The 25,442-nt window shown below is 61.8% G+C and carries 23 protein-coding genes; 15 read left to right on the top strand and 8 right to left on the bottom strand.

Annotated features, from left to right (window positions below):
* The first annotated feature begins 18 nt into the window (after positions 1–18).
* Both xylB and xylA read left to right on the top strand, forming a co-directional pair.
* The gene (xylB, locus tag FY112_RS17900; protein ID WP_151518991.1) at positions 19–1,473 is read left to right on the top strand and encodes a xylulokinase; all 1,455 of its coding nucleotides are present in this window, start codon (positions 19–21) and stop codon (positions 1,471–1,473) included.
* A 188-nt stretch (positions 1,474–1,661) separates the two neighbouring features.
* On the top strand, positions 1,662–2,972 hold the full coding sequence (xylA, locus tag FY112_RS17895; RefSeq protein WP_077979444.1) for a xylose isomerase: 1,311 nt from the start codon (positions 1,662–1,664) through the stop codon (positions 2,970–2,972).
* A gap of 77 nt (positions 2,973–3,049) precedes the next feature.
* Here xylA and FY112_RS17890 read toward each other — a convergent pair whose 3' ends face one another.
* A complete protein-coding gene (locus tag FY112_RS17890) occupies positions 3,050–4,081 on the bottom strand; it encodes a LacI family DNA-binding transcriptional regulator (protein WP_151518990.1) in 1,032 nt (343 codons plus the stop codon).
* A gap of 169 nt (positions 4,082–4,250) precedes the next feature.
* Here FY112_RS17890 and FY112_RS17885 point away from each other — a divergent pair, with 169 nt between their 5' ends.
* From FY112_RS17885 to FY112_RS17865, 5 genes are all read left to right on the top strand, one after another.
* Positions 4,251–5,777, top strand: coding sequence for a sugar ABC transporter ATP-binding protein (locus FY112_RS17885; RefSeq protein WP_027667826.1), 1,527 nt, complete (start codon positions 4,251–4,253; stop codon positions 5,775–5,777).
* 79 nt (positions 5,778–5,856) lie between these two features.
* The gene (locus tag FY112_RS17880) at positions 5,857–6,861 is read left to right on the top strand and encodes an ABC transporter permease (RefSeq protein ID WP_151518989.1); all 1,005 of its coding nucleotides are present in this window, start codon (positions 5,857–5,859) and stop codon (positions 6,859–6,861) included.
* Between the two features lie 83 nt (positions 6,862–6,944).
* Positions 6,945–7,892: a substrate-binding domain-containing protein gene (locus FY112_RS17875; RefSeq protein WP_065281309.1), complete on the top strand. Its 948-nt coding sequence runs from the start codon at positions 6,945–6,947 to the stop codon at positions 7,890–7,892.
* A gap of 251 nt (positions 7,893–8,143) precedes the next feature.
* Positions 8,144–9,196: a sugar phosphate isomerase/epimerase gene (locus tag FY112_RS17870; protein WP_020051689.1), complete on the top strand. Its 1,053-nt coding sequence runs from the start codon at positions 8,144–8,146 to the stop codon at positions 9,194–9,196.
* 224 nt (positions 9,197–9,420) lie between these two features.
* On the top strand, positions 9,421–10,608 hold the full coding sequence (locus FY112_RS17865; RefSeq protein ID WP_151518988.1) for a Gfo/Idh/MocA family oxidoreductase: 1,188 nt from the start codon (positions 9,421–9,423) through the stop codon (positions 10,606–10,608).
* Positions 10,609–10,698: 90 nt separating this feature from the next.
* On the opposite strand, the gene FY112_RS17860 is transcribed toward FY112_RS17865, so the two are convergent.
* Positions 10,699–11,103: a DoxX family protein gene (locus tag FY112_RS17860; RefSeq protein WP_017962155.1), complete on the bottom strand. Its 405-nt coding sequence runs from the start codon at positions 11,101–11,103 to the stop codon at positions 10,699–10,701.
* 237 nt (positions 11,104–11,340) lie between these two features.
* Here FY112_RS17860 and FY112_RS17855 point away from each other — a divergent pair, with 237 nt between their 5' ends.
* Both FY112_RS17855 and FY112_RS17850 read left to right on the top strand, forming a co-directional pair.
* Positions 11,341–12,714 (top strand): GH1 family beta-glucosidase, encoded by a 1,374-nt coding sequence (locus tag FY112_RS17855; RefSeq protein WP_017962154.1) that lies wholly within the window; start codon positions 11,341–11,343, stop codon positions 12,712–12,714.
* Positions 12,715–12,915: 201 nt separating this feature from the next.
* Positions 12,916–15,129 (top strand): EAL domain-containing protein, encoded by a 2,214-nt coding sequence (locus FY112_RS17850; RefSeq protein ID WP_151518987.1) that lies wholly within the window; start codon positions 12,916–12,918, stop codon positions 15,127–15,129.
* An 18-nt stretch (positions 15,130–15,147) separates the two neighbouring features.
* Here the strand turns inward: FY112_RS17850 and FY112_RS17845 are convergent, their stop codons facing one another.
* The 3 genes from FY112_RS17845 to FY112_RS17835 form a co-directional block, all read right to left on the bottom strand.
* Complete coding sequence (locus FY112_RS17845) at positions 15,148–16,077, bottom strand: rhodanese-related sulfurtransferase (protein ID WP_151518986.1); 930 nt, start codon at positions 16,075–16,077, stop codon at positions 15,148–15,150.
* Between the two features lie 61 nt (positions 16,078–16,138).
* Positions 16,139–17,047: a CHAD domain-containing protein gene (locus tag FY112_RS17840; protein WP_151518985.1), complete on the bottom strand. Its 909-nt coding sequence runs from the start codon at positions 17,045–17,047 to the stop codon at positions 16,139–16,141.
* On the bottom strand, positions 17,025–17,513 hold the full coding sequence (locus tag FY112_RS17835) for a CYTH domain-containing protein (protein WP_017962151.1): 489 nt from the start codon (positions 17,511–17,513) through the stop codon (positions 17,025–17,027). Before FY112_RS17835 ends, FY112_RS17840 begins: the two co-directional genes overlap by 23 nt.
* Positions 17,514–17,667: 154 nt before the next feature.
* Between FY112_RS17835 and FY112_RS17830 the strand changes: the two genes are divergently transcribed.
* The 4 genes from FY112_RS17830 (at position 17,668) to FY112_RS17815 (ending at position 20,099) form a co-directional block, all read left to right on the top strand.
* Positions 17,668–18,306, top strand: a complete 639-nt coding sequence (locus FY112_RS17830) for a 2-dehydro-3-deoxy-phosphogluconate aldolase (protein WP_151518984.1) — start codon at positions 17,668–17,670, stop codon at positions 18,304–18,306.
* A gap of 110 nt (positions 18,307–18,416) precedes the next feature.
* On the top strand, positions 18,417–19,136 hold the full coding sequence (locus FY112_RS17825) for a tellurite resistance TerB family protein (RefSeq protein ID WP_020051681.1): 720 nt from the start codon (positions 18,417–18,419) through the stop codon (positions 19,134–19,136).
* 64 nt (positions 19,137–19,200) lie between these two features.
* A complete protein-coding gene (locus FY112_RS17820) occupies positions 19,201–19,896 on the top strand; it encodes a GNAT family protein (RefSeq protein ID WP_151518983.1) in 696 nt (231 codons plus the stop codon).
* Positions 19,893–20,099, top strand: a complete 207-nt coding sequence (locus tag FY112_RS17815; protein WP_017962148.1) for a hypothetical protein — start codon at positions 19,893–19,895, stop codon at positions 20,097–20,099. The genes FY112_RS17820 and FY112_RS17815 overlap by 4 nt, the downstream gene beginning before the upstream one ends.
* 2 nt (positions 20,100–20,101) lie before the next feature.
* Here the strand turns inward: FY112_RS17815 and FY112_RS17810 are convergent, their stop codons facing one another.
* From FY112_RS17810 to FY112_RS17800, 3 genes are all read right to left on the bottom strand, one after another.
* Positions 20,102–21,178 carry a nickel/cobalt transporter gene (locus FY112_RS17810; protein ID WP_151518982.1) on the bottom strand — a complete coding sequence of 359 codons (1,077 nt, stop codon included), beginning with the start codon at positions 21,176–21,178 and terminating at the stop codon, positions 20,102–20,104.
* Complete coding sequence (locus FY112_RS17805; RefSeq protein ID WP_065281302.1) at positions 21,172–21,813, bottom strand: DUF1007 family protein; 642 nt, start codon at positions 21,811–21,813, stop codon at positions 21,172–21,174. The genes FY112_RS17810 and FY112_RS17805 overlap by 7 nt, the downstream gene beginning before the upstream one ends.
* A gap of 140 nt (positions 21,814–21,953) precedes the next feature.
* Complete coding sequence (locus FY112_RS17800) at positions 21,954–22,847, bottom strand: LysR family transcriptional regulator (protein ID WP_020051677.1); 894 nt, start codon at positions 22,845–22,847, stop codon at positions 21,954–21,956.
* 528 nt (positions 22,848–23,375) lie between these two features.
* Here FY112_RS17800 and odc2 point away from each other — a divergent pair.
* Positions 23,376–24,509 (top strand): ornithine/lysine decarboxylase, encoded by a 1,134-nt coding sequence (gene odc2 / locus FY112_RS17795; RefSeq protein WP_025396064.1) that lies wholly within the window; start codon positions 23,376–23,378, stop codon positions 24,507–24,509.
* Between the two features lie 94 nt (positions 24,510–24,603).
* Positions 24,604–25,194, top strand: coding sequence for an N-acetyltransferase (locus tag FY112_RS17790; RefSeq protein ID WP_151518981.1), 591 nt, complete (start codon positions 24,604–24,606; stop codon positions 25,192–25,194).
* The last annotated feature ends 248 nt before the right edge of the window (positions 25,195–25,442 follow it).

Genomic DNA, 25,442 nt, shown 5'->3' with positions numbered 1-25,442 from the left:
CAAAGGGAGAAATACCACATGTATCTGGGTCTCGATCTCGGAACCTCCGGCGTCAAGGCGATGCTGATCGACGGTGATCAGAAGATCGTCGGCTCGGCCAACGGTTCGCTCGACGTCTCGCGTCCGCATTCCGGCTGGTCGGAGCAGGAGCCGGCCCACTGGGTGCGCGCCACGGAGGAGGCTGTCGCCGGCCTCAAGGCAAAACATCTGAAGGAGTTGGCGGCGGTCAAGGGCATCGGCCTTTCCGGGCAGATGCATGGCGCAACGCTCATCGATGCCACCGACAAGGTCCTGCGCCCCTGCATCCTCTGGAACGATACGCGCAGCTACGTCGAGGCCGCGGCACTTGATGCCGATCCGCGCTTTCGCGCGCTCACCGGCAACATCGTCTTCCCCGGCTTTACGGCGCCGAAGCTCGCCTGGATCGAAAAGCATGAGCCCGATGTCTTCGCCAAGATCGCCAAGGTGCTCTTGCCGAAGGACTATCTGCGTCTCTGGCTGACCGGCGACTATATCTCGGAAATGTCGGATTCGGCCGGCACCTCCTGGCTCGACACCGGCAAGCGCGCCTGGTCGTCTGAACTGCTGGCCGCCACCAACCTTTCCGAGGCGCAGATGCCGACGCTCGTCGAAGGCACCGAGCAGGCCGGCAAGCTGCGGTCCGAACTGGCGGGGCAATGGGGTATATCAGGGGATGTCGTCGTTGCCGGCGGTGCCGGCGACAATGCGGCCTCGGCCTGCGGCATGGGTACGGTCAGAGATGGCGCCGCCTTCGTCTCGCTCGGCACATCAGGCGTGCTTTTTGCCGCCAACGGTTCCTATTTGCCGAAGCCGGAAAGCGCCGTGCATGCCTTTTGCCACGCGCTGCCGAACACCTGGCACCAGATGGGCGTCATCCTGTCGGCCACCGATGCGCTCAACTGGCATTCCGGAGTGACCGGCAAGTCGGCCGCCGATCTCACCGGCGAACTCGGCGAGACGCTGAAGGCGCCCACCGGCGTCACCTTCCTGCCCTATCTCTCCGGCGAGCGCACGCCGCACAATGATGCCGTCATCCGCGGCGCCTTCATCGGCCTTGAACATGAAAGCAGCCGTGTCGTTCTGACCCAGGCGGTGCTCGAAGGCGTCGCCTTCGCCATCCGCGACAATCTCGAAGCGCTGCGTTCGGCCGGCACCGGCATATCCCGCGTCACGGCAATCGGTGGCGGTTCGCGCTCGCGTTACTGGCTGGCGTCGATCGCGACCGCGCTTGGCGTTCCGGTCGATCTGCCGGCCGACGGCGATTTCGGCGCGGCCTTCGGCGCTGCCCGCCTCGGCCTGATCGCGGCAACGGGCGCAGATCCGATCACGGTCTGCACGCCGCCGGTGACGGCGGGCACGATCGAGCCGGTGGCGTCGCTGAGCGGCGCGTATGAGGATGCTTACAAGCGCTATCGTGCGCTGTACCCGGCGATCAAGTCGCTGGCGCACTGAGAACTGAGACGGCGGCCCCCTCATCCGACCCTTCGGGCCACCTTCTCCCCCAGGGGAGAAGGGAAAAGAAGCGCCGCAGCGAGTCTCTTCTCCCCATCGGGGAGAAGGTGCCGGCAGGCGGATGAGGGGGCCCTGGCGTAGACAAGAATTCGGAACTGCCAACAGATACGAACCCAAGGAGAACCAAAATGAGCACCGGATTTTTCGGCGATATTCAGAAAGTAAAATACGAAGGCCCGGACAGCACCAATCCGCTGGCCTTCCGCTATTACCAGCCGGACGAGATCGTCATGGGCAAGCGCATGGAAGACCATCTGCGCTTTGCGGTGGCCTACTGGCACACCTTCACCTGGCCGGGCGGCGATCCCTTCGGCGGGCAGACCTTCCTGCGTCCCTGGTTCGAGGACACGATGAAGGCCGCCAAGCTCAAGGCCGACGTCGCCTTCGAATTTTTCTCGCTGCTCGGCTCGCCCTATTACTGCTTCCATGACGCCGACGTGCGCCCGGAAGGCAAGACTTTTGCCGAGAACACTAAAAACCTCAACGAGATCGTCGATTATTTCGCCGAGAAGCAGGCCGCAACCGGCACCAAGCTGCTCTGGGGCACGGCGAACCTCTTCTCCCACCGCCGCTATATGTCGGGCGCTGCGACCAATCCGGATCCTGACGTCTTCGCTTTCGCAGCCGCGACGGTAAAGACCTGCATCGACGCCACGCAGAAGCTCGGCGGCGAAAACTACGTGCTCTGGGGCGGCCGTGAAGGCTACGAGACGCTGCTCAACACCGATATCGGCCGCGAGCTCGATCAGCTCGGCCGCTTCCTCAACCTTGTCGTCGAATACAAGCACAAGATCGGCTACAAGGGCACGATCCTGATCGAGCCGAAGCCGCAGGAGCCGACCAAGCACCAGTATGACTACGACGTCGCGACTGTCTACGGCTTCCTCAAGAAGCACGGCCTTGAAAATGAGGTGAAGCTCAATATCGAGCAGGGCCACGCGATCCTTGCCGGCCACTCCTTCGAGCACGAGCTGGCGCTTGCCAATGCTCTCGGCATCTTCGGCTCGATCGACATGAACCGCAATGACTACCAGTCCGGCTGGGATACCGACCAGTTCCCGAACAATGTTCCCGAAATGGCACTCGCCTATTACCATGTTCTGGCTGGCGGCGGCTTCAAGACCGGCGGCACCAACTTCGACTCGAAACTTCGCCGCCAGTCTCTCGACCCGGCGGATCTGCTGATCGGCCATATCGGCGGCATGGATTGCTGCGCCCGCGGCCTGAAGGCCGCCGCCAAGATGATCGAGGACAAGGCTCTGTCGCAGCCGCTCGCCGATCGTTATGCCGGCTGGGAATCTGCCGAGGCGCAGAAGCTCTTCCGCGGCGAGTATTCGCTGGATGAGATCACCCACTATGTCGAGAGCCACGACGTCAACCCGCAGCCAAGGTCGGGCAAGCAGGAATTGCTTGAGAACATCGTCAACCGTTACGTTTGACAAAGTGCGTCGGCGGCCATTGGTCGCCGGCGCAATTTTGCCGGCTAAATGCGCCTTAAGCGCTCAGCGATATGGGTTCAACGCTTCGACAAGTTGCGCGACGGCGCCGAGACTGAGTTCCGAACCACCAGATCCGGCCTCAGCAGGATTTCCGTTTCGGCCGGCCGGCCATCGGACAGAAGTTCCAGCAGCAGCGCCATTGCCTGCTTGCCGATTGCCGTTCTCGGCTGGCGGACCGTGGTCAGCGGTGGGGATATGAAGACGGCCTGCGGCACGTCGTCGAAACCGGTCACCGAGAAATCCCGCGGAATGTCGTAGCCTCGCGCGCCGAGACCAATCATGACGCCGATCGCCGTCTGGTCGTTCACGCACATGAAGGCGGTTGGAAGCGTGTCGCGCATGAAAAGCTGTTCGACCGCATGCCGCCCGCTTTCGATCGTGCCGTCGCCTTCGAGCACGATCCTGGTGTCGGGCGGGATGCCTGCTGCGTCGAGACCGGCATCGTAACCCATGCGGCGTCTGGTATAGGCAAGCCGGGTGCGCGAATCGCCGATGAAGGCGATCTTGCGATGCCCTTCGGCCAGCAGCAGATCCACCGCTTTGCGAGCGCCCTCGGTGTCGTCGACGCCGACATAGGGAATGCCGCCGTTGAAGACGGGCTCGAAAACGCCGACGCTCGGCGGCAGCCGCGCGGTCATGGTCTGATGCCCGAAGGGCAGGATGCCGGTGAACAGGATCAATCCGGCCGCCTGGTTGGAATTGAAGAATTTCAGATATTCCAGACCGCGCTGCGCATCGTTCTGCGTGTGGCCGATCAGGATGCCGTAGCCGTGAGCTCGCGCTTCGTTTTCCAGCCCGACGAGAATGTTGGAGAAATTGGGATCGCCGATATCGGGCGCCACGACGAGGATCATGTTGGAGCGGCCAAGCCTCAGGCTGCGCGCCATGGCGTTGGTCGTATAGCCGGTGATGGCGATCGCCTGGTTGACCTTGAGGCGGGTGGAGTTGGCGACCTTCTCCGGCATGTGGATTGCCCGGGAAACCGTCGCGATGGAGACCTCGGCGATCCGGGCGACGTCTTCGATGGTTGCGGGCGTGGAATTCGACACTTGGCTCTGCCTTGGGGCTGTCTTCGCCGCGACACTACACAGACTTGTCGAGAGGTCAAAGGCATGCTTCAACTGATCTGTGTAAATCAACGATGTAAACCTTTACATGACGTATGTAAAGGTTTACATAAGCCCCAGAGCGGGTGGGATGCCGCTTTAGGAGGACCGGATGACTGTGGAAGCTGCCGACACCGCACCCGTGGTGCTGTCCGCCAGGCGCATATGCAAATCCTTCAGTGGAGTGCAGGTTCTCTTCAGCGTGAACTTCGATCTCCGCGCCGGCGAAATCCATGCGCTCATGGGTGAAAATGGCGCCGGCAAATCCACGCTTGTCAAAGTTTTGTCCGGGTTCGAACAGCCGAGCTCCGGCGAGATCCTGCTCGACGGCAAGCCGGTCGTGCTGCCGCCCAATGGCGCCGCCGAGGCGCTCGGCATCGTCATCATTCACCAGGAATTCAACCTCGCCGAACATTTGACCGTGACGGAGAGCCTCTTTCTTGGGCGCGAAGTCACGCGTTTCGGCGTGCTCGACCGCAAATATATGCGGTCGGAGACACGCAAGGTTCTCGATGTGCTCGGTTCGCATGTCGATGAGAATGCGCTGATCAGCACGCTTTCCATCGCCGACAAGCAGATGGTCGAAATCGCCAAGGCAATCAGCCGCGATGCGCGAGTGGTGTTCATGGACGAACCGACCGCAGTGCTGTCGAGTGAAGAGACCAACATGCTGTTCAAGCAGGTCCGCAAGCTCCGCGACCAGGGTACCAGCTTCGTCTTCGTGTCCCACAAGCTCGACGAAGTGATGGAGTTGACCGACCGGGTCACCGTCCTTCGCGATGGCCAATGGATCAAGACTTCGCCGACATCCGTTCTGGACGGGGAATCGATCGCGCAGCTGATGGTCGGCCGCGAACTCTCCAGCCTCTATCCCGCCAAGGTCGAGCCTGATGTCGACGAGGAGATTGTCCTCAGGGTCGCATCGTTGTCCACGGGCTATGTGAAGGATGCAAGCTTTGAGGTGCGCAAGGGCGAGATCATCGGTTTTTCAGGCATGATCGGCTCCGGCCGCACCGAGCTGATGGAAGCGATCGCCGGGTTGCGGACCCGTCTCGAGGGCGAGGTGGTCATCAAGGGTGAAACGGTTCCCTCCGGCGATGTCCATGCCGCCAACCGCTGCGGGCTCGCCTATATGACCAAGGACCGCAAGTCGAAAGGCCTCTTGCTGCGCTCCGGCATGGTGACTAATCTGACACTGCAATCGCTCGGAAGGCACGCTCGCCACGGTTATCTCAGCCCGGGCAGCGAGGCGGCCGCGATGGCAAAGGCCAAACGCCGCTTCGATATCAGGGTTCGCGACAGCAATATCGTCGCCGGCCGGATGTCGGGGGGGAACCAGCAGAAGCTGCTGCTCGCCAAGGTCATGGAGACCGAACCTCAGATCATCATCATCGACGAGCCGACGCGCGGCATCGACGTGGGCACCAAGCAGCAGATCTATCATTTCATCTCGGCACTCGCCCGGGACGGCCGGTCGATCATCGTCGTGTCGTCGGAGATGCCGGAGGTCATCGGCCTCTGCACGAGAGTGGCGGTGATGCGCGAAGGGCGTATCGTCGGCGTGCTCGAGGGCGAGGAGATTTCCGAGCAGGAGATCATGCGTTACGCCGCCGGGCTCAAGAAGAAGGCGGCTGCCTGAAGGCTGAAGCAGGGCTTTGCCGATCAGGACGACACATTAAGATTCCCAGAAAATATGGGACGGGAGGTTGGTTTTGGAAATGAGTGTCAACGAGGAGACCAGGGAAATCCGGCGCCGGTCCTGGCGGGATGTCGACCTGCGTGCGGTCGCGCCCTTCGTCGCCCTGGCGCTGCTGCTGATCGTCGGAGCCCTGGTCAACCCTAATTTCATTGGCATCACCAACCTTGCCAATGTCGCGACGCGCAGCGCATTCATCGCCATCATCGCGGTCGGTGCGACCTTCGTGATATCGGCGGGAGATCTCGACCTATCGGTGGGCTCGATGGTGGCCTTCGTCGCCAGCCTGATGATCCTGCTGATGAATTCGGGCACCATCGAAAATCCGGCGTTGATGCTGGTTGTCGCGGTCGTCTTCACCATGGTCGCCGGCGCACTCTGCGGCCTGGCGAACGGCCTGATCACGACGGTGGGCAGGATCGAGCCGTTCATCGCGACGCTCGGCACGATGGGCATCTATCGCGGCCTGACGACATGGCTGTCGCAGGGTGGCGCGATCACGCTTCGCTCCGCCGATATCCAGACGCTCTATCGCCCTGCTTATTTCGGCAATATCGCCGGCATACCGGTGCCGATCGTGGTGATCCTGGCGGTGACTGCGGTTGCGGCCTTCATCCTCTATCGCACCCGCTACGGGCGCCACGTCGTCGCTGTGGGATCAAACAGCGATGTCGCCCGCTATTCGGGTATCGCGGTCAACCGTGTGCGGACGATCGCTTTCGTCATCCAGGGACTGTGCGTCGCCATTGCCGTGCTGCTCTACGTTCCCCGTCTCGGCTCGACGTCGGCGACGACCGGTATCCTGTGGGAACTGCAGGCGATCACGGCCGTCGTCGTAGGCGGCACGGCGCTGAAGGGTGGCGCGGGCAGGGTCTGGGGCACGATCTGCGGCGCCTTCATTCTCGAATTGGTCGGCAACATCATGCTGCTTTCGAATTTCATCAGCGAGTATCTGATCGGCGCCATCCAGGGTGCAATCATCATCATCGCCATGTTCGTCCAGCGCTCGCTGGTGCGCAAAGCTTGAATTGCCAAATCATGAATTGACCGGACTTACAGGGCGTCCGGTCCCGTATGGAAAAGTCCCTGACCTTATTGGGAGGAAATAGCATGCGTAAATTGATGTTGGGCCTGGCGGTTGCGGCGGTGACGTTCGCCGGCGCCGCTCACGCCCAGGACAAGAAATTCACGATCGGCGTGTCCATTCCGGCCGCCGACCACGGTTGGACGTCCGGCGTCGTGTTCCATGCCGAACGAGTCGCCAAGCTGCTGATGGCCGAACATCCCGGTCTCAACGTCATCGTCAAGACCTCGCCGGACGCCGCCAGCCAGGCCAACGCCGTGCAGGATCTCGATACGCAAGGCATCGACGCCCTCGTCATCCTGCCATCGGACCCGGATCCGCTCGTCAACGCCATCAAGGAAGTCAAGGCTAAGGGCAAGTTCGTCGCCCTCGTCGACCGCGCGCCGAGCAACAACGACAATTCCGTGCGCGACCTCTATGTCGCCGGCAACAACCCGGCTCTCGGCGAAGTCGCCGGCAAGTACATCAAGGACACGACGCCGGACGCCGAAGTCGTCATCATCCGCGGTCTGCCGATCCCGATCGATCAGCAGCGCCAGGATGGCTTCGACAAGGGCATTGCCGGCTCGAACGTCAAGGTTCTCGACCGCCAGTACGGCAACTGGAACCGCGACGATGCCTTCAAGGTCATGCAGGACTACCTGACCAAATACCAGAAGATCGATGTCGTATGGTGCCAGGACGACGACATGGCCGTCGGCGTTCTGCAGGCGATCGAGCAGGCCAAGCGCACCGACATCAAGTATGTCGTCGCCGGCGCCGGCTCCAAGGACATGGTCAAGAAGGTCATGGACGGCGACAAGCTGATCCCGGTCGACGTTCTCTATCCGCCGGCAATGGTCGGCACGGCAATGGAGCTGACGGCGGCGGCACTCTACGATCAGGTTCCGGTTCATGGCAGCTACATTCTCGATGCGACGCTCATCACCAAGGAGAATGCCAAGGACTTCTACTTCCCGGATTCTCCGTTCTGATCCATCGATCGGAGACATGCGCCCATTCGAAAGGATGGGCGCATTTTTTATGCTTCTTATACAGGGGCTGACCGAAAATGCTGCACGTACCTCTTGCCCGCTAAAGCCCATCATGATTAGCTCTCAGCGATATCGCATCTGGCCTTGCGCCAAATCACGAGCCAAGGGCGAGGAGGCGCCTTGCTCCCGCCAAATAGCGTGCTACAACACTTCAGAAACGTTTACGGTCGATATTCAGGGAGGAATCTGACATGAAGACGATCAAGGGCCCCGGCCTTTTCCTTGGCCAGTTCGCGGGCGATACTGCTCCTTTCAATTCGTGGGACGCCATCACCAAATGGGCGGCCGACATTGGTTACAAGGGCGTCCAGGTACCGACCTGGGCCAGCCAGCTGATTGATCTCAAAAAGGCTGCCACATCCAAGGCCTATTGCGACGAATTCGCCGGCAAGGCGCGCGAAAACGGCATCGAGATCACCGAACTCTCCACTCACCTGCAGGGCCAGCTCGTCGCCGTTCATCCGGCCTATGACGAAGCCTTCGACGGGTTCGCGGCACCGGAGGTACGCGGTAATCCGAAGGCGCGTCAGGAGTGGGCGGTCGAGCAGGTCAAGATGGCGCTGACGGCATCCAAAAACCTCGGGCTTACGGCGCATGCGACCTTCTCCGGCGCGCTTGCCTGGCCCTTCATCTATCCCTGGCCGCAGCGTCCTGCCGGTCTGGTCGAGACTGCCTTTGACGAGCTCGCCCGTCGCTGGACGCCGATCCTCAACCACGCGGACGAGAACGGCATCGACGTCTGCTACGAAATCCATCCGGGTGAGGATCTGCATGACGGCATCACCTTCGAGATGTTCCTCGAGCGCGTGAAGAACCATCCGCGCGCCAACATGCTCTACGATCCCTCGCACTATGTACTGCAGTGCCTCGATTATCTCGACAACATCGACATCTACAAGGACCGCATCAAGATGTTCCACGTCAAGGATGCGGAGTTCAATCCGACCGGGCGCCAGGGCGTCTACGGCGGCTATCAGGGCTGGGTCGAACGCGCCGGCCGGTTCCGTTCTCTCGGCGACGGCCAGGTCGATTTCGGTGCGGTGTTTTCGAAGATGACGGCGAATAATTTCGACGGCTGGGCCGTGGTCGAATGGGAATGCGCGCTGAAGCATCCGGAAGACGGCGCCCGCGAAGGCGCCGAATTCGTCGCCGCGCATATCATCCGCGTTACCGAGAAAGCCTTCGACGATTTCGCCGGCAGCGGTACGGACCAGGCGGCGAACCGGCGGATGCTGGGGCTTTAGGCTTTCATTTCCCTTCTCCCCAGCGGGGAGAAGATGCCCGTCAGGGCAGATGAGGGGGATGAGGAGCGATAGCGACGAATGCCTTGAGCGACAAGCGAAAGGCAATATCTGTCGCGAGGCCCCCTCATCCGGCCCTCCGGGCCACCGACCAGGGTCGAGCCACAGGTCTCGACCCGTCCTTCGAACCCCCGAGGGGAGAAGGGAAGAAAAATCAGGAGGACAGAATGGCAATCGAAGCATCAACCGAACAGACACGCGAGCCGCGCATCCGGCTCGGCATGGTGGGCGGCGGCGCGGGCGCGTTTATCGGCGCGGTGCACCGTATCGCGGCACGCATCGACGATCAGTACGATCTCATCGCCGGCGCGCTGTCGGCTTCGCCCGAAAAGGCGATCGCATCCGGCCGCGACCTCGGCCTCGATCCGTCGCGGACCTATTCCAGCTATCGCGAGATGGCAATCCGCGAGGCGAAGCTGAAAAACGGCATCGAGGCGGTGGCGATCGTCACGCCGAACCATGTGCATTACGATGCGGCCAAAGAATTCCTCAAGCGCGGCATCCACGTCATCTGCGACAAGCCGCTGACGTCCAACCTTGCCGATGCGAAGAAGCTGAAGAAGATCGCCGACGAGAGCGGCGCGCTGTTCGTGCTGACGCATAATTACACCGGCTATCCGATGGTCCGCCAGGCGCGCGAGATGATCGCGAACGGCGAACTCGGCGACATCCGCGTCGTCCAGGCCGAATATCCGCAGGACTGGCTCACGGAAGCGGTCGAGCAAACCGGCCAGAAGCAGGCCGCCTGGCGCACCGATCCGGCGCAGTCCGGCGTCGGCGGCTCGACCGGCGATATCGGCACGCATGCCTATAATCTCGCCGCCTTCATCACCGGTCTCGAGCTTGACAGCCTCGCCGCCGATCTCGACAGTTTCGTTCCGGGCCGCCGGCTGGACGACAACGCCCATGTCATGCTGCGCTTCAAGGCGAAGGGCTCGGAGAAGCCGGCCAAGGGCCTGCTCTGGTGCAGCCAGGTGGCGCCGGGCCACGAGAACGGCCTGATGGTCCGCGTCTACGGCACCAAGGGCGGGCTCGAATGGACCCAGAAAGACCCGAACTACTTGTGGTATACGCCTTTCGGCGAGCCGAAGCGGCTGATCACCCGGGGCGGCGCCGGTTCAGGCGCGGCTGCCGGCCGTGTCACGCGCGTGCCATCCGGGCATCCGGAAGGTTATCTTGAGGCCTTTGCGACGATCTATACGGAAGCCGCGCATGCGATCAACGCCCGCAAGAAGGGCAAGGCCGCCGACAAGGCGGTGGTCTACCCCACCGTCGATGACGGCGTGAAGGGTGTGGCTTTCGTCGAAGCCTGCGTCGCGTCTTCGAAGAAGAATGGCGCCTGGGTCAAGCTCTGAATCTAATGATCCGCGTCATTGGCGTCGCCCAATGAAAAACGCCGAGGTGGTCTCGCCTGAAGTCGCCTCGGCTTTTTGTTTTATTTCTGATCAAGCCGCAGCAGTGCGGCCGCGCTTCAGAAGGTTATCGACGCTCAACGGTCCGGCACCTGCCGCCACCAGATAAAGAAACACGAAGCAGAACAGGATCGCCGCGACGCCGCCGTTCTGGGCGGGATAGATGCCCTTCGACGCATGGCCGATGAAATAGGCGAAGGCCATCAGGCCCGAGAGCACGAAGGCTGCGATACGGGTCTGGAATCCCACCAGGACCAGGAAGCCGAAGGTGAGTTCGAGCAGCCCGGCAATCCAGGAGAGCGAGCCCGCGGGCGGCACGCTTGCCGCGGCCGGAAAATGCAGGATCTTCTGTGTTCCGTAGCTGAAAAGTACGAGTGACGAGACGATGCGCAACAAGCTCAGCAGATGAGGCTGCAGCGAATGGACCGAAGAGAGCATAGGATTCCTTTCACATTTGTGATTGCATTTCCCGTGTAAGGATCTCCGTCTCAACGGCCAAGTCACGACTGCTGACAATGCCGTTATGAGGGTGGTTGCCGGATAGAGAGCGGCGTTGCAGCTGCTCTGTTTTTCCTACTGCAACGTTGCAGTTTTTCTCGCCGCCAGCCTGTACTTTGCCCGCAGGCTTGGCTAAATCCGGCGCAAACGGCTGAACCTGAGAGATAGGATTTACAGATGATCGATCCGAAGAAACTCGCAGAGCGCTTTCCCGGCGACTTCACCTTCGGCGTTGCCACCGCCGCCTTCCAGATCGAAGGCGCCAGCAAGGCCGATGGCCGCAAGCCATCCATCTGGGATGCTTTCTGCAATATGCCCGGCCGCGTCCATAATCGCGATAACGGCGACGTTGCCTGCGACCACTACAATCGCCTGGAGCAGGACCTCGATCTCATCAAGAAGATGGGTGTCGAAGCCTACCGGTTCTCGATCGCCTGGCCGCGCATTATCCCCGACGGTACGGGTCCGGTGAACGAGGCCGGCCTCGATTTCTACGACCGGCTGGTCGACGGCTGCAAGGCGCGGGGCATCAAGACCTTCGCGACGCTCTACCATTGGGATCTGCCTCTGTTGCTCGCCGGCGAGGGCGGCTGGACTGCGCGCTCGACCGCCTACGCCTATCAGCGCTACGCCAAGACGGTGATGAACCGCCTGGGGGATCGCCTTGACAGTGTCGCCACCTTCAACGAGCCCTGGTGCATCGTCTGGCTCAGCCACCTCTACGGCATTCATGCTCCTGGCGAGCGCAACATGCAGGCCGCCCTTCACGCCATGCATTACATGAACTTGGCACACGGCCTCGGCGTCGAGGCGATCCGCTCGGAAGCCCCCAATGTGCCGGTCGGCCTCGTGCTCAATGCCGCCTCGATCATTCCCGGCTCCGACAGCCCGGCCGATCGCGCCGCCGCCGAGCGTGCACATCAGTTCCACAACGGCGCCTTCTTCGACCCCGTCTTCAAGGGCGAGTATCCCAAGGAATTCGTCGAAGCGCTCGGCGATCGCATGCCCGTCATCGGGGATGGCGACATGAAGCTCATCAGCCAGAAACTCGACTGGTGGGGTCTGAACTACTACAAGCCCGAGCGCGTCACCGACGATGCCGAACGCAAGGGCGATTTCCCCTGGACGGTGGAAGCGCCGCCGGCAAGCGACGTCAAGACCGATATCGGCTGGGAAATCTATGCGCCGGGCCTGAAGCTCTCGGTCGAGGACCTTTACCGCCGCTATGACCTGCCGGAATGCTACATCACCGAGAACGGCGCCTGCGACAATACCGATGTCGTCGACCGCGAGGTCGACGATGTGATGCGTCTCGACTATCTCGGCGATCACCTCGACGTCGTTGCCGGCCTCATAAAGGACGGCTATCCCCTGCGCGGCTATTTCGCCTGGAGCCTGATGGACAATTTCGAATGGGCGGAAGGCTACCGCATGCGCTTCGGCCTCGTGCATGTCGATTATCAGACCCAGTTGCGCACGATAAAGATGAGCGGCAAATGGTATCGCCAACTTGCGGCTCAATTCCCGAAGGGCAATTACAAAGCGAGTTAGCGCGATTACTCCGGCGGGCACCTGATCCAGGGGGCCTTTGAACTTGACCTTGCGGCGGCACGGCAAGCTGACGCTGCTTGCCGTCAATTTTGCGACAGCCGTCGGCACGGACAAAAATCGATCGTCAGACACGTGCGGCAGGCGGTTGTTTAAACGTTTTTGAACTCTTGGCTGGCAAAGTCCACCGGTCAGGGAGCCGTTATGCAGGCAGTCGGGAAGTCGCAGAGCAAGGGATTGGGAATAGGCCGTCACATTACCGTCACCGGCGTACTTTTCTCCTTCGCGATCATCGTCGCCGTCGTCACCATCATGGTGCTGACGGCACTCGAACGCGTGACCGAAAATGCTAATCTCCTCGATGACGAGCGCTCGCGCGAAACAACGATCGGCGCGGTGAAGACTTTCGAGGATCAGCTCGGCGCGACGCTCGACGATTATGCCGCCTGGGACGATGCCGCCGCCAACGTCTACGCGCCGGACGGTATGGCCTGGACGGTGAGCAATTACGGCGAGATGTCGGTCAACAGCTCGCTGTTCGACATGGCGATCGTCATCGATGACGAGAAGAAGGCGATCATGGCTTATCGCGACGGCAAACCGATGGAGGAGTCGCTCGCGGATTTCTTTGCGCCGTCGCTCTGGATCCTGCTCGACAGGGTGAAGGCGGGCGCCCCGGCCGATCGTCCTCAGGCGGTCGGTTTCGTCACCACCAAGCGCGGCATTGCCGCTGTCGGCGTGGCATTGGTGCGGGAAAAGTCCGGTGCGCTGGATGCGCCCGCCGGCCAGCGCCGCTATCTTGTTTTCGCCCGCCATCTCGATGACGACAGGGTGACCGCGCTCGGCGAGACCTATGTCATCGGCGGGCTGAGGCTGGCGCCGCCGAGTTTTGCTGCCGACTATCGCGTACCCATCGTCGATCCGACGGGGGCAACGCTCGGCAAGCTCGTCTGGACCTCGCGTTCACCGGGCGATATCGCCTATGCGCAGGTGCGGCCGATGGTCATCCAGGCGCTCGGCCTCGTCGGATTGTTCTTCGTGGTGCTGCTGGTCATCGGCTGGCTTGCCGGCCGCCGCCTGAGGGCAGAGGAGGGCAGCGCCCGCGAGGAGGCGTTGCGCGACAGGCTGAGCGGCCTTTCCAATCGCGACGGTCTCGGGCTCGCCGTCGATCGTTTTGTCGTCGAGGCATGCCAGGCCAAGCGCAACGTGCTGCTCCTCTATCTCGATCTTGATGGCTTCAAGGAAGTCAATGACAGCTATGGCCACGGCACCGGCGACCAGTTGATCCGTGCGGTCGCGGCCGGGCTCGATGTGCTCATTCCGCAGGGTGCGGTTCTCGCCCGTATCGGCGGCGATGAATTTGCGATCGCCTTTCTCTCCGACAGCGAGAATGCCGCCGCCCTGCAGCTGGCCGAGCAGATCCTCGATTTTCTGGTCGAGCCGCTGGAGATCGGCCGCCGCGTGGTCGTCGTCGGAGCCAGTATCGGCATCGCCATGTCGCCTTTGGGTGCGGTTGGGCGTGAAGAGCTGGTGCGCCGCTCCGACCTTGCCATGTACAAGGCGAAGGAGGCCGGACGCGCGCGGATGATGCTCTATGATCCGTCGATGGATGCGGATCGGGAGCAGCGTAATGCGTTGGAGCTCGATCTTCGGATGGCGATCGAAAGCGGCGACCTGACGCTCGCCTACCAGCCGCTGATTGATGCGGCGACGCATGCGATGACCGGCGTCGAGGCACTGGTGCGCTGGAACCGCCCGGGCCATGGCCCTGTTTCGCCCGAGCTGTTCATCCCGATCGCCGAGACCAGCGGCCTCATCGAATCGCTCGGCCTGTTCGTGCTGCGCAAGGCCTGTGAGACGGCGAAGCAATGGCCGGAACTCAACGTTTCGGTCAACGTCTCGCCCGGCCAGTTCCGCAATCCCGCCTTCACTGACTATGTGCGCTACGTGCTGAAGCAGACGGAGATCGAGGCCGGCCGGATAACGCTGGAGATCACCGAAGGTTACATGATCCAGAATCCGCAGCGCACCCGCCAGTCGATCGAACGGCTGAAGGGGCTGGGGGTCAAGGTGGCACTCGATGACTTCGGCTCCGGCTTCTCCTCGATCGGCTATCTCAGGCAGTTCGGCTTCGACCGCATCAAGATCGACCGCTCGCTGGTCATGGGTGTCAACGACAAACGCCAGCGCGAGATGCTGCAGGCGACGGTGGCGCTCGCCCGCTCGCTCGACATTCCGGTGACGGCCGAAGGCATCGAGACCGAGGAGCAGGCGATCGCCATGCGCCTTTTCGGCTGCGACTGCCTGCAGGGCTATTTGTTCGGAAAGCCTGTGACATCAGACCTTATCACCGAGATGCTGAACGAGCGACGTGAAGCGGAGCCGGAAGCTCGGCGCCGCATCCAGGCGGCAGGCTGATCCAATCAGAATCCTGGCTCAGCTGCCGATATGTCGCTGGCCGCGCTTCTTCGCCAGGGCGATCTGGTGCTGACGCTGACGGTAACGCAGCCGGTCTTCCTCCGTGCGCGTGTGGTAGCAATGGCTGCAGGAAACGCCTTCCTCGTAAAGCGGCGAGGTGATCTCCTCGGCGGTGATCGGGTTGCGGCAGGCGTGGCAGAGCCGGTGTTCGCCTTCCTTCAAACCGTGCTCGACGGACACGCGCTCGTCGAAGACGAAGCAGGCGCCATCCCAGAGGCTTTCCTCCTGCGGCACTTCCTCCAGATATTTCAGGATGCCGCCCTTCAGATGATAGACCTCGTCGAAGCCCTCAGCCTTCATGAAGGCGGTGGCCTTCTCGCAGCGTATGCCGCCGGTGCAGTACATGGCGACCTTCTGTTTGTTGTGCAGACCGGGATTCTGGCGCACCCATTCCGGAAACTCACGGAAGCTCTTGGTCTTCGGGTCGAGCGCGCCGCGGAAGGTTCCGATCGCTGTCTCGTAGTCGTTGCGGGTGTCGATGACGATGGTGTCGGGATCGGAAATCAGCGTGTTCCAGTCCTTGGCAGCCACATAGGTGCCGACCACCTTGTTGGGGTCGATATCTTCGAAACCCATGGTGACGATTTCCTTCTTCAGCTTCACCTTCATGCGCAGGAAGGGCATTTTCGAGGCGCGGCTTTCCTTGTGCTCCAGGCCCGAAAATTCCGGCTGGGCGCGCAGGAAAGCGAGCACGGCGTGAATGCCGGCATCCGGGCCAGCGATCGTGCCGTTGATGCCTTCATGCGCCAGAAGCAGCGTTCCCTTGACGCCCTTCTGCTCGCAAAGCGTCTGCAGCGGTGCCTGCAGGCCGGCAAAGCGCGGCACGGAAACGAAATGGTAGAGTGCGGCCACGAGGAACGGGCTGGTGTGTGTCAGGCTGTCGGTCATAGGCCGGAAATACAGAAAATCAGCGGGCCGCGCAATTGCCTTTGCCAGCGGCGACCTTCTCTCAGTTTCCAGCCATCAACCAGAGAAGCTCGATGCGCTCCGCTTCCTCGTCGGCATCATCGGCGAAGACGGCTTCGGCCTTGACCAGCGCTTGCCGCCGGTCTTCCTGCTGGCGGAAGATCATGATGTCGAGCAGATGCGCAAGATCGTCATTGCGGGTGAAGAGCTGCGGTTCGGCCTCGACCAGTTCGGAGAGCACGGTGAGATCGTGGATGTGGCCGAGATCCTCGACAAGTTCCTTGGCGGCATCGCGCTTGACCTTCATCGCGCCCGGCCAGACGTCACGCAAAAGGGCATGGTAGAGCCGATAGTCATAGGTGCGTTTGCGCAGATCGTGGAAATCGTCGGCCGATGCCTCGCCATGGCAAGCCGCAAGCGCGGTCTTGGCCTTCCGCGCCGTGCGGCGCCAGCTCTTTGCCAGCATGCGGGCATTCTTGCGGTGGCCGCCATCAAAGGAGATGGCATCCAGGGCGGAGATCGCTTCCTTCAGAACGTCGGAGGTTTCCGCGAGCCGCTGTTCCAGGCCGCTTTCGGCCTGCGCCATCCAGTCACGGCGCCCTTCAAGAATGGTGACGATGCGGCCGAGCGCCTCGCTCTCCTCGTTCCCGCGGGCTGCGTGCTGCAGATATTTCGCGGTGCCGATGAGGGCGGCAGCGTCGCGGATCGCCGAAAGCGAGCGTGCGGTATCGCGCAGCCTCGCATTTTCCTGGGCCTGAAAATCCGGCACCTCGCGGGCCACGAGGCGGTAGAGTGAGCGCAACCGCTTCAGGTTCTTGCGGAAAGAATGGATCGCCTCATGCGCGCCGTCCGGGCGTTCCTCAAGGAAAGTGACGGCGCGTTCCAGCTGCTCTGTCGCGACGCTGCGGAACGCCTTGGTGAAATCGGCGTCAGGCCGAATGCGATAGGCCATGCCTGTCGTGCCCGTATTCTGTGGCAAGGGCCTGATTGGAATAGCGGAAATCGCCGGTCACTTCGCGGCCGAGCCAGGTGGGCAGGGGCGGATCATCGGTCTCCGCCGTCATTTCCACCTCGGCGATCACCAGTCCGCGGTGCTCGCCGGTGAAGACGTCGACTTCCCAGACGAAATCCTCATGCGGAACGCGATGGCGCGTCTTCTCGATGACGACGCCGATCGCGTTCTGCAACAGCTCTTCGGCATCGGCGATGGGGATGTCATATTCGAATTCGTCACGAGTGATGGCGCTGCGGCCGATCTTGATCGTCAGTTTCGCCTTCCTGCCGTCGAGGATGCGCACCCGGACGGAGCGGTCGTCCATCGAGGCAATATAACCCTGCCTGAGGACAGACTTCGTCTCGACGGCGGAACGCCATCCATCGCTGCGCACAAGAAACTTCCGCTCGATCTCTTTCGCCATACTGGTGAACCTTTTGTGACGATTGCGGCACGGTAGCCCAATTTCCACGCATTTCATACCCTTCTCGGCATGCGGCCCGGTTTTAGCTCGACAAGGTTCCGCGGGGGCGTTATTCGGGGTCCGAATTCAATCGTTTCAAGGAGGTCGCGCGACCATGGGCGAGAAAACAGAGAAGCTCCTTTCCATCCTGAAACTCCAGCCTGTCGTTCCGGTCTTGATCGTCGACGATGCGAAGACGGCGGTGCCGCTGGCCCGTGCGCTCGTCGCGGGCGGCCTGAAGGCGATCGAGATCACCATGCGCACGCCGGCGGCGCTCGAGGCCGTGCGCGCTGTCGCCGCAGAGGTCGAGGGGGCCGAAGTCGGCGCCGGCACGATCCTCAATGTCGCCCATTGGGAAGCCGCCGTCGAGGCCGGTTCGAAGTTCATCGTCAGCCCGGGCACGACGCAGGAACTGCTCGATGCCGCCGCCGATTCCGACGTGCCGCTGCTTCCGGGCGCTGCGACCGCCAGCGAAGTCATGGCGCTGCGCGAAGAAGGTTACCAGGTGCTGAAATTCTTCCCGGCCGAGCAGGCTGGCGGCGCCGCCTATCTCAAGGCGCTGTCCTCGCCGCTTGCCGGCACGCTGTTTTGCCCGACCGGCGGTATTTCGCTGAAGAATGCCAATGATTATCTCTCGCTGCCGAACGTCATTTGCGTCGGCGGCTCGTGGGTGGCGCCAAAGGAACTGGTCGCGGCCGGCGCCTGGGCCGGCATTACCAAGCTCGCGGCAGAGGCGGCGGCGCTGAAGGCCTGAGTTTCGGCAAGGGCGGGCGAGCCTCATGGCTCAATCCCGCTCCCCAAGTTTGTATTTCAGCCGTCGCAAACCTATGTACTCCTCCAGTTTCAACAGGGAGATGACGAGGAATGTTCGACGCAAAAAAGCTTCTCGACCAGTTCTTGGGTTCGCAGGTGCCGGGTCTCGGCGGCTCGGTCCGCGACAGGGCGGGTGATGCCGTTCAGACGGCCAGGAACAATCCGATGAAGACCGGTGCCATTGCTGCCGCGCTCCTCGGCACCAAGACCGGCCGCAGTATTGCCGGCAATGCACTGGCGATCGGCGGTCTTGCCGCGATTGCCGGCCTCGGTTACCAAGCCTACAAGAATTACCAGGCCGGGCAGGCCCCCGCTGCCCCTTCCGATGCACCGTCGGCCAATAATCCGGTGCTTCTGCCGCCGCCTGCCGAATCCGGTTTCGGGCCGACGTCGCCTGCCGGCAGCAATGAATTCGCCCTGGTGCTGATCCGCGCGATGATTGCCGCCGCCAAGGCCGACGGCCATATCGACGATGCCGAACGCGCCCTCATCATGGAGAAGGTCAAGGCCGCCGATGTCAGCGGCGAGGCTGCGGCCTTCATCGAGCATGAACTCGCCTCGCCGACGGATATTGATGCGCTCGTGGCCGCCGCGGTGACGGAAGAACAGCGCGTCGAGCTCTACACCGCCTCGCGGCTCACCATCGAGCCGGATTCACGCGCCGAGCGCGGTTATCTCGATCTGCTTGCCGGCCGCCTCGGCCTTGCCGACCAACTGGTCGACCATATCGAGGCGACGGTATCCTCCGCCAAGGTGACCTTGTCACAGTGACATCTAGGCCGGTTGCCTTTGTCGGGCGGCTGGCCTATCCACTCTTCCGAAAAGGGGAGTGAACATGCGCGATCTTGCAAATTTCAAGGGCTGCCCGGCGCCGAAGCCGGTGACGCTGAAGGGCCGTTTCGTCACGGTTGAACCCTATCGGCGCGCGGAACATCTCGAGGCGCTGTGGGACGGGCTCGGCGGCATGGGCATCAACCCGCTGCTTCTCTATTTCGCGCAGGACGATTTCTCCGGTATCGACGATTTCGCCAGCTGGCTGGAAACCGTCAATACCAAGTCCGGCTGGCTCACCCATATCTTCCGCGACAACGCCACCGGCAAGATTGTCGGCATGGCGAACTACATGCGCGCCGACCCGGCAAACGGCGTCGTCGAGATCGGCGGAGTGGCGCACGGGGCCGAGATGAAGCGGTCGCCGCTTTCGACCGAGGCGCATTACCTGATGGCCAAGCACGTCTTCGAGGATCTCGGCTACCGCCGCTACGAATGGAAATGCGACAATAAGAACGAGGCGAGCAAGACGACGGCCGCGCGTTACGGCTTCAGCTTCGAAGGGGTCTTCCGCCAGCACATGATCTCCAAGCATCGCAACCGCGACACCGCCTGGTTCTCGATGATCGATGCCGAATGGCCGGTGATCAACGATGCCTTCGAAGCATGGCTTTCCCCCGCGAATTTCGACGCCCAGGGCAATCAGATCCGCCGCCTGCAGGATATCCGCGCCGATCTCGAAAAGGAAAGGCTCGTATGAGCCCGGAAAGCCGCTCGCAGGCGACCGCCGCCGGCATCATCCTGCTTAGCGCTGCGCTGGTCATCTATTTTCTGCCGACCATCGTTCTGTGGATCGGCAACTTCTCGCCGACGTTGGCGATCGTCGTCGGCGTCTGCCTGATCATGGCGTTTTTCGCTGTCTTCTGGTTGCGGGCGCGTTACCAGCGCAGCCGGGGGAAATAGGTTTAACCCTGCAGCGAGGCCCCAAGCAGCAGGGCGCCCATCAGCATGACGAGCACGGCGCCGAGGATTTCGATGGCATTGCCGACCCAGATCGAGGCGGTCGAGCCGCGTCCGGAGAGGCGGACGGCCGCGCTCTTGGCAGTGACGGCAAGTGTGGCAAGTAGGGAAACGGTAATCGCCGTGCCGAGCGACATGGCGACGATCGACAGCACGCCGCCGAGATAGAGCCCGTTCAGCAGTGAGAAGGTCATGACCAGCAAGGCGCCGGAACAGGGGCGCAGACCGACGGCAACGATTGCCGACCAGGCCTCGCGGACGCTGAACTTATCGCCGCCGAGCAGGGCCGGGTCGGGCACGTGGGCATTGCCGCAGGTCTCGCAGACCATGCCGGGAACAAAGGTGTGGCCGGCTTCGACAGCCTGCGCCTTGCCGTTGAAGGCATAGGCCTGGCGTTCGGCTGCATTATCCTTCCAGTCGAGCATCATGCTGACCGGGCCGGCAGGCGTCGCCATCAGCCGGCGCCGTGGCATATTGCCGGCTATCGAGCGCAGTTTGCGAAACAGCAGCCAGCCGCCGAACAGGATGACCATGATGAAGCTGGCGATCTCCATCGCGTGGGTCGCTGCCGTCAGCGTGATGCCGGTGCCGCGCAACACCAACCAGGCGCCGCCGACCAGCGCTACCGCCACCACGCCCTGGATGAAGGCCGAAATGAAGGAAATCATCACGCCGCGCTTCAGCTCGATCTCGTTGGCAATCATATAGGAGGAGATGACCGCCTTGCCGTGGCCCGGGCCGGCTGCATGGAAGACGCCGTAGGCGAAGGACAGGCCGATCAGCGATGCCAGTTGCCATGGGTCTTGACGCATCGCCTTTAAGGCGCCGGTCAGCGCCCGGTAGAAGGCCTGCTGTTCATAATTCACATAGAGCAAAAGCGGTGCGAGCGGACCGCCGGTCGGCTGGAAGCTCGGCTCCGCCGTGCCGATGCCAAGCGGAGATTGCGCATGGGCGAGACTTGCCGCCGCTAGGAGCGCGAGGACGACTGCAGAAAAAATGAGGGGCAGGCGTTTTGTCAGCATGTGACCTCCAGCCGGGTGGCGAAGAGTTTGGACATGTTGGTGCCGGTGGGATCGTTGAAGAAAGCGTCCGTCAGCGACTGTTTGTTTTCCGATATCACCTGGTCGGCATCGGGCCGCACTACCTGATGTTTGCAGGCCTTGAAGCCGTCTCCGACGATCGCGAGCTCACCGTCCGTGGGAAAGTCGATCGAGGTATAGAGCGTCGGGTCATAGACGCCGAAGCTGAGCCTGCCCTTGAGTGGCATCTTCTCCACCGGCTTCACCGCAAAGAACATCAGCAGTTGACCTTCCTTGTAGTCGACATGGATGATGTCAGGCTTCTGGACGGTGATGTTCTTCCCGTTGATCGTCAGGTTCATGTAGTAATCGTAGTCGGCAAGCGACTGCTTCACCGTCTTTCCGACCTCCGCGAGCTCGTTCGGCTCCAGCTTCAGGTCGGTGTTCTTGTCGAAATCCATGACGACGGAGGACGAAAAGACCTCGTCGAAGCGCCAGACATTGCGCAGCTCCTCGACACTGCCGTCCTTGCCGGCCACGACTTCGAGGCGCGCTTCCACGAAGATGTGCGGATGGGCAAAGGCGGCGGCCGGCGCCAGCGAAAGAAGCGCCGCCATCAGTATCGTTGAATGTTTCATCTATTCCGCTGCTCTGTTCGGTGACCCTGACTTCTTGCCAGAAATTGGGACGGAATTGGGACGGGCTTCACTGGCGGTTCCCCGATCGTCGCCGTCCGATCGTCTCAGCCATGTGGATCAACATGGAACCTGTTGTCGCATCATGGGTGCTTCTTGAACCAGTTGTGCAGGTAATCGACGAAAATCCTCACCTTGGCCGGCAGGTAGCGCCGGTGTGGGTAAACGGCATAGATGCCGCGGTCGGTGGGGATGTAATCGTTGAACAGGGTCACCAGTTCGCCGCTCTCGATTGGCTTGCGGGCGATGAAATCCGGGATGAAGGCTACGCCGATGCCGGCCAGTGCTGCGCGTAATGTCGCATGCGGGCTGTTCACCTCTATCGGTCCGGAAACGGCAACTGCGAACGAGGTGTTGTCGGGATTGTGGAAGCGGATGCTCGCCTGGGTGCGCGCATTGGTATCGACGATGAAGGGGACGCTGGAAAGGGCCGTCGGGTGATCGAGATCGGGATAGCGCTCGAGAAATTCAGGGGTGGCGCAGATATGGATGCGGAAATCCGAGATCTTGCGGGCGATCATGCCGGAATCTTCGAGCTTGGTGATGCGGATCGCCACGTCGAAACCTTCCTCGATCAGATCGACGAACCGGTCGTCGGCGGCGATCTCCAGCGAAAGGTCCGGGTTCTCCTTGGCGAAGTCGATCAGCGACTGGCCGACATCGGCATCGACGAAGGTGCGCGGCACCGAGATGCGCAGCCGTCCCTTGAGCTGCGCATTGTTTTCACGCACGAGATCGGCGAGGTTGTCGATCTCCTTCAGGATATCGGAGGCGGTGCGGTAATAGGTATGGCCGGCCTCGGTCATCGAGAACTGACGGGTGGTGCGGTTGAGCAGCAGCGCACCGAGCTCGTCCTCCAACTCGCGCACATATTTGGAGAGCAGCGCCTTGGAGCGACCGGTGCGCCGTGCCGCGGCGGAGAAGCCTTCGGCCTCGACGACATCGATGAAGGCGCGTATGCGGGTCAAGGTATCCATGGCACCCCTCAGGCTGTTTCGGAATGTTGAACAAATTGGCTCGTCTTGTTCAATAATTTTTTTAGCCCCAAGATCAAAAAATCGCTTGATTATGAAGGCGAATATTCCTATTTCCCACTCAGCCCAAAGTCGCACGTGCCCATGGGTGTCCGCCGAACCCTCGAATTGGTGAGGAAATCGGTAAGGTACCTGGAATTAACCCCTCCAGTCGCTATTCCGGCCAACCGGAAAATGCGAGGACGCCTGAAGCAACGACGGTGCGGGCCTTTTTGTTCTCTCCCTGCTTTCCATCAGCGGGGGTTACTGAAGAGGCACACCATCATTGCCGGAAGTGCGGTTGGGATTCTCCCTCCAATCCATGGCAGACAAAGCCGAACTTACACCGCATCGCGGCGTTGGTTCACTATCTGCGCATCGAGCGCTTGCTATGGTTCCGGGGTCTCCACCGGCTGGTTCCAATGCGAGCTATCGTATGCCCTTTGTCCTCCGGTTCATGCCGGAGCTCTGGAATTGGAAGAGGGAATCGATATGACCACTCAGCGCATCCGCGACTTTCTCGCAACCCGACGTCCCGATGGTCCCTGCCTCGTGGTTGACCTCGACGTCGTTCGCGACAATTTCCACGCCTTCCGTCACGCCATGCCGGACAGCGCCATCTATTATGCCGTCAAGGCCAACCCGGCTCCCGAAGTGCTGAAGCTGCTTGCAGGCCTCGGCTCCAATTTCGATTGTGCATCCGTTGCCGAAATCGAAATGGCGCTCGAAGCCGGTGCGACCGCCGCCCGCATCTCCTATGGCAACACGATCAAGAAGGAACGTGACGTTGCCCGCGCGCATGCGCTCGGCGTCAGCCTCTTTGCCGTCGACAGCCACGAGGAAGTCGAGAAGATTTCGCGCGCCGCTCCCGGCGCCCGTGTCTTCTGCCGCGTGCTCACGGATGGCGAAGGCGCCGAATGGCCGCTGTCGCGCAAGTTCGGCTGCGTTCCGCAGATGGCTGTCGACGTTCTCGTCTACGCCCATCAGCTTGGCCTGCAGTCCTATGGCGTCTCGTTCCATGTCGGTTCGCAGATGACCAAGGTCGATGCCTGGGATTCGGCGCTCGCCGATGCCAAGCGCGTCTTCGTATCGCTTGCCAAGCAGGGCATCCACCTGCAGATGGTCAACATGGGCGGCGGCTTCCCGACCAAGTACCTGCGTGACGTCCCGTCCGCAGAAGCTTACGGCAAGTCGATCTACCAGGCGCTGCGCACGCATTTCGGCAACCAGATCCCGCAGACGATCATCGAGCCGGGCCGCGGCATGGTCGGCAATGCCGGTGTCATCAAGGCGGAAGTCGTTCTGATTTCGAAGAAGTCGGACAATGACGATGCCCGCTGGGTCTTCCTCGACATCGGCAAGTTCGGCGGTCTCGCCGAGACGATGGACGAAGCCATCCGCTATCCGATCCGCACGGAACACGACGGCGACGAGATGGAGCCCTGCGTCATTGCCGGTCCGACCTGCGATTCGGCCGACGTGCTCTACGAGAAGAACCTCTATCCGCTGCCGATCTCCCTTTCGATCGGCGACGAGGTCCTGATCGAAGGCACCGGCGCCTATACGACGACCTATTCGGCGGTCGCTTTCAACGGTTTCGACCCATTGAAGTCCTACGTCATCTAAGGTCGTTTCCGCCGGCCCCGTAACCAGCCGGGGCGGCAATTTCACAATTTTCCTTCATCGCCGCTGATAACGGTATTGGGTACGGGAGGCCAAGATGGCCGCTGTTCTTGATTCTGTCCGCGCATTCTTTGCGCCTACCACTTTCGCCATCGACGCCGAAAATCCCTCGGATGTCGTTGCGCGTGAAAACCTGCTCGACCGCGTCATGGGCCCGGATCGCCGCAAGAAATCGTCGGAGAAGATCCGCCGCAACCGCGTCCCGGCCGAGGGCCTTGCGCTCGTCGCGCGCGATCGCGACGGCCATGTCATCGGCTCGGTGCGGCTCTGGAACATCGAGGCCGGTGTCAATGACGAAGGCACGCCGATCAATGCGCTGCTGCTTGGACCGCTCGCCGTTGCGCCGCATCAGGGCGGCAAGGGCATCGGCTCGGCGCTGATGCGCGCGGCGATTCTCGAAGCGAAGAAGCGCGGGCACGGCGCCGTCCTGCTCGTCGGCGATGCTGCCTATTACGAGCGCTTCGGCTTCTTTGCCGAAAAGGCTCGCCATCTCGTCATGCCGGGTCCGTTCGAACGCTCGCGCTTTCTGGCGCTCGAGCTCACGGAAGGCTGGCTTGACGGCGCGGCCGGCATGATCGTCCCCTCGGGACGCATGCTGACCGGTGCCCCGGCTCGCCGCGCAGCCTAGAACGGGATTGGGCCGGATCGGCCTGAAACGTCACGCGGAGCCGTAAGGCTGCGCCGACCGGCCGGCCAGGTTGGGAATTTTTCCCCCGGCTGGTAATATCCGCGCCGTTTGACCACGCAGGCAGGCGGGCCTGGTGTGGTTGCGGCGCGGATTGTCTTTCTGGCATCAAGTTTCGAAAAGGCGCCGGCAGCACGCGGAAACACAATCGCGTGAAAAAGGGCGCCGGCAGGCGAACATATCGCGGCGAT

Source organism: Rhizobium sp. PEPV16 (assembly GCF_008919455.1).
GTDB lineage: Bacteria > Pseudomonadota > Alphaproteobacteria > Rhizobiales > Rhizobiaceae > Rhizobium > Rhizobium leguminosarum_Q.
Note: the sequence above shows the minus strand (reverse complement) of the source record. Positions and strands in the feature narration are given on the sequence as shown.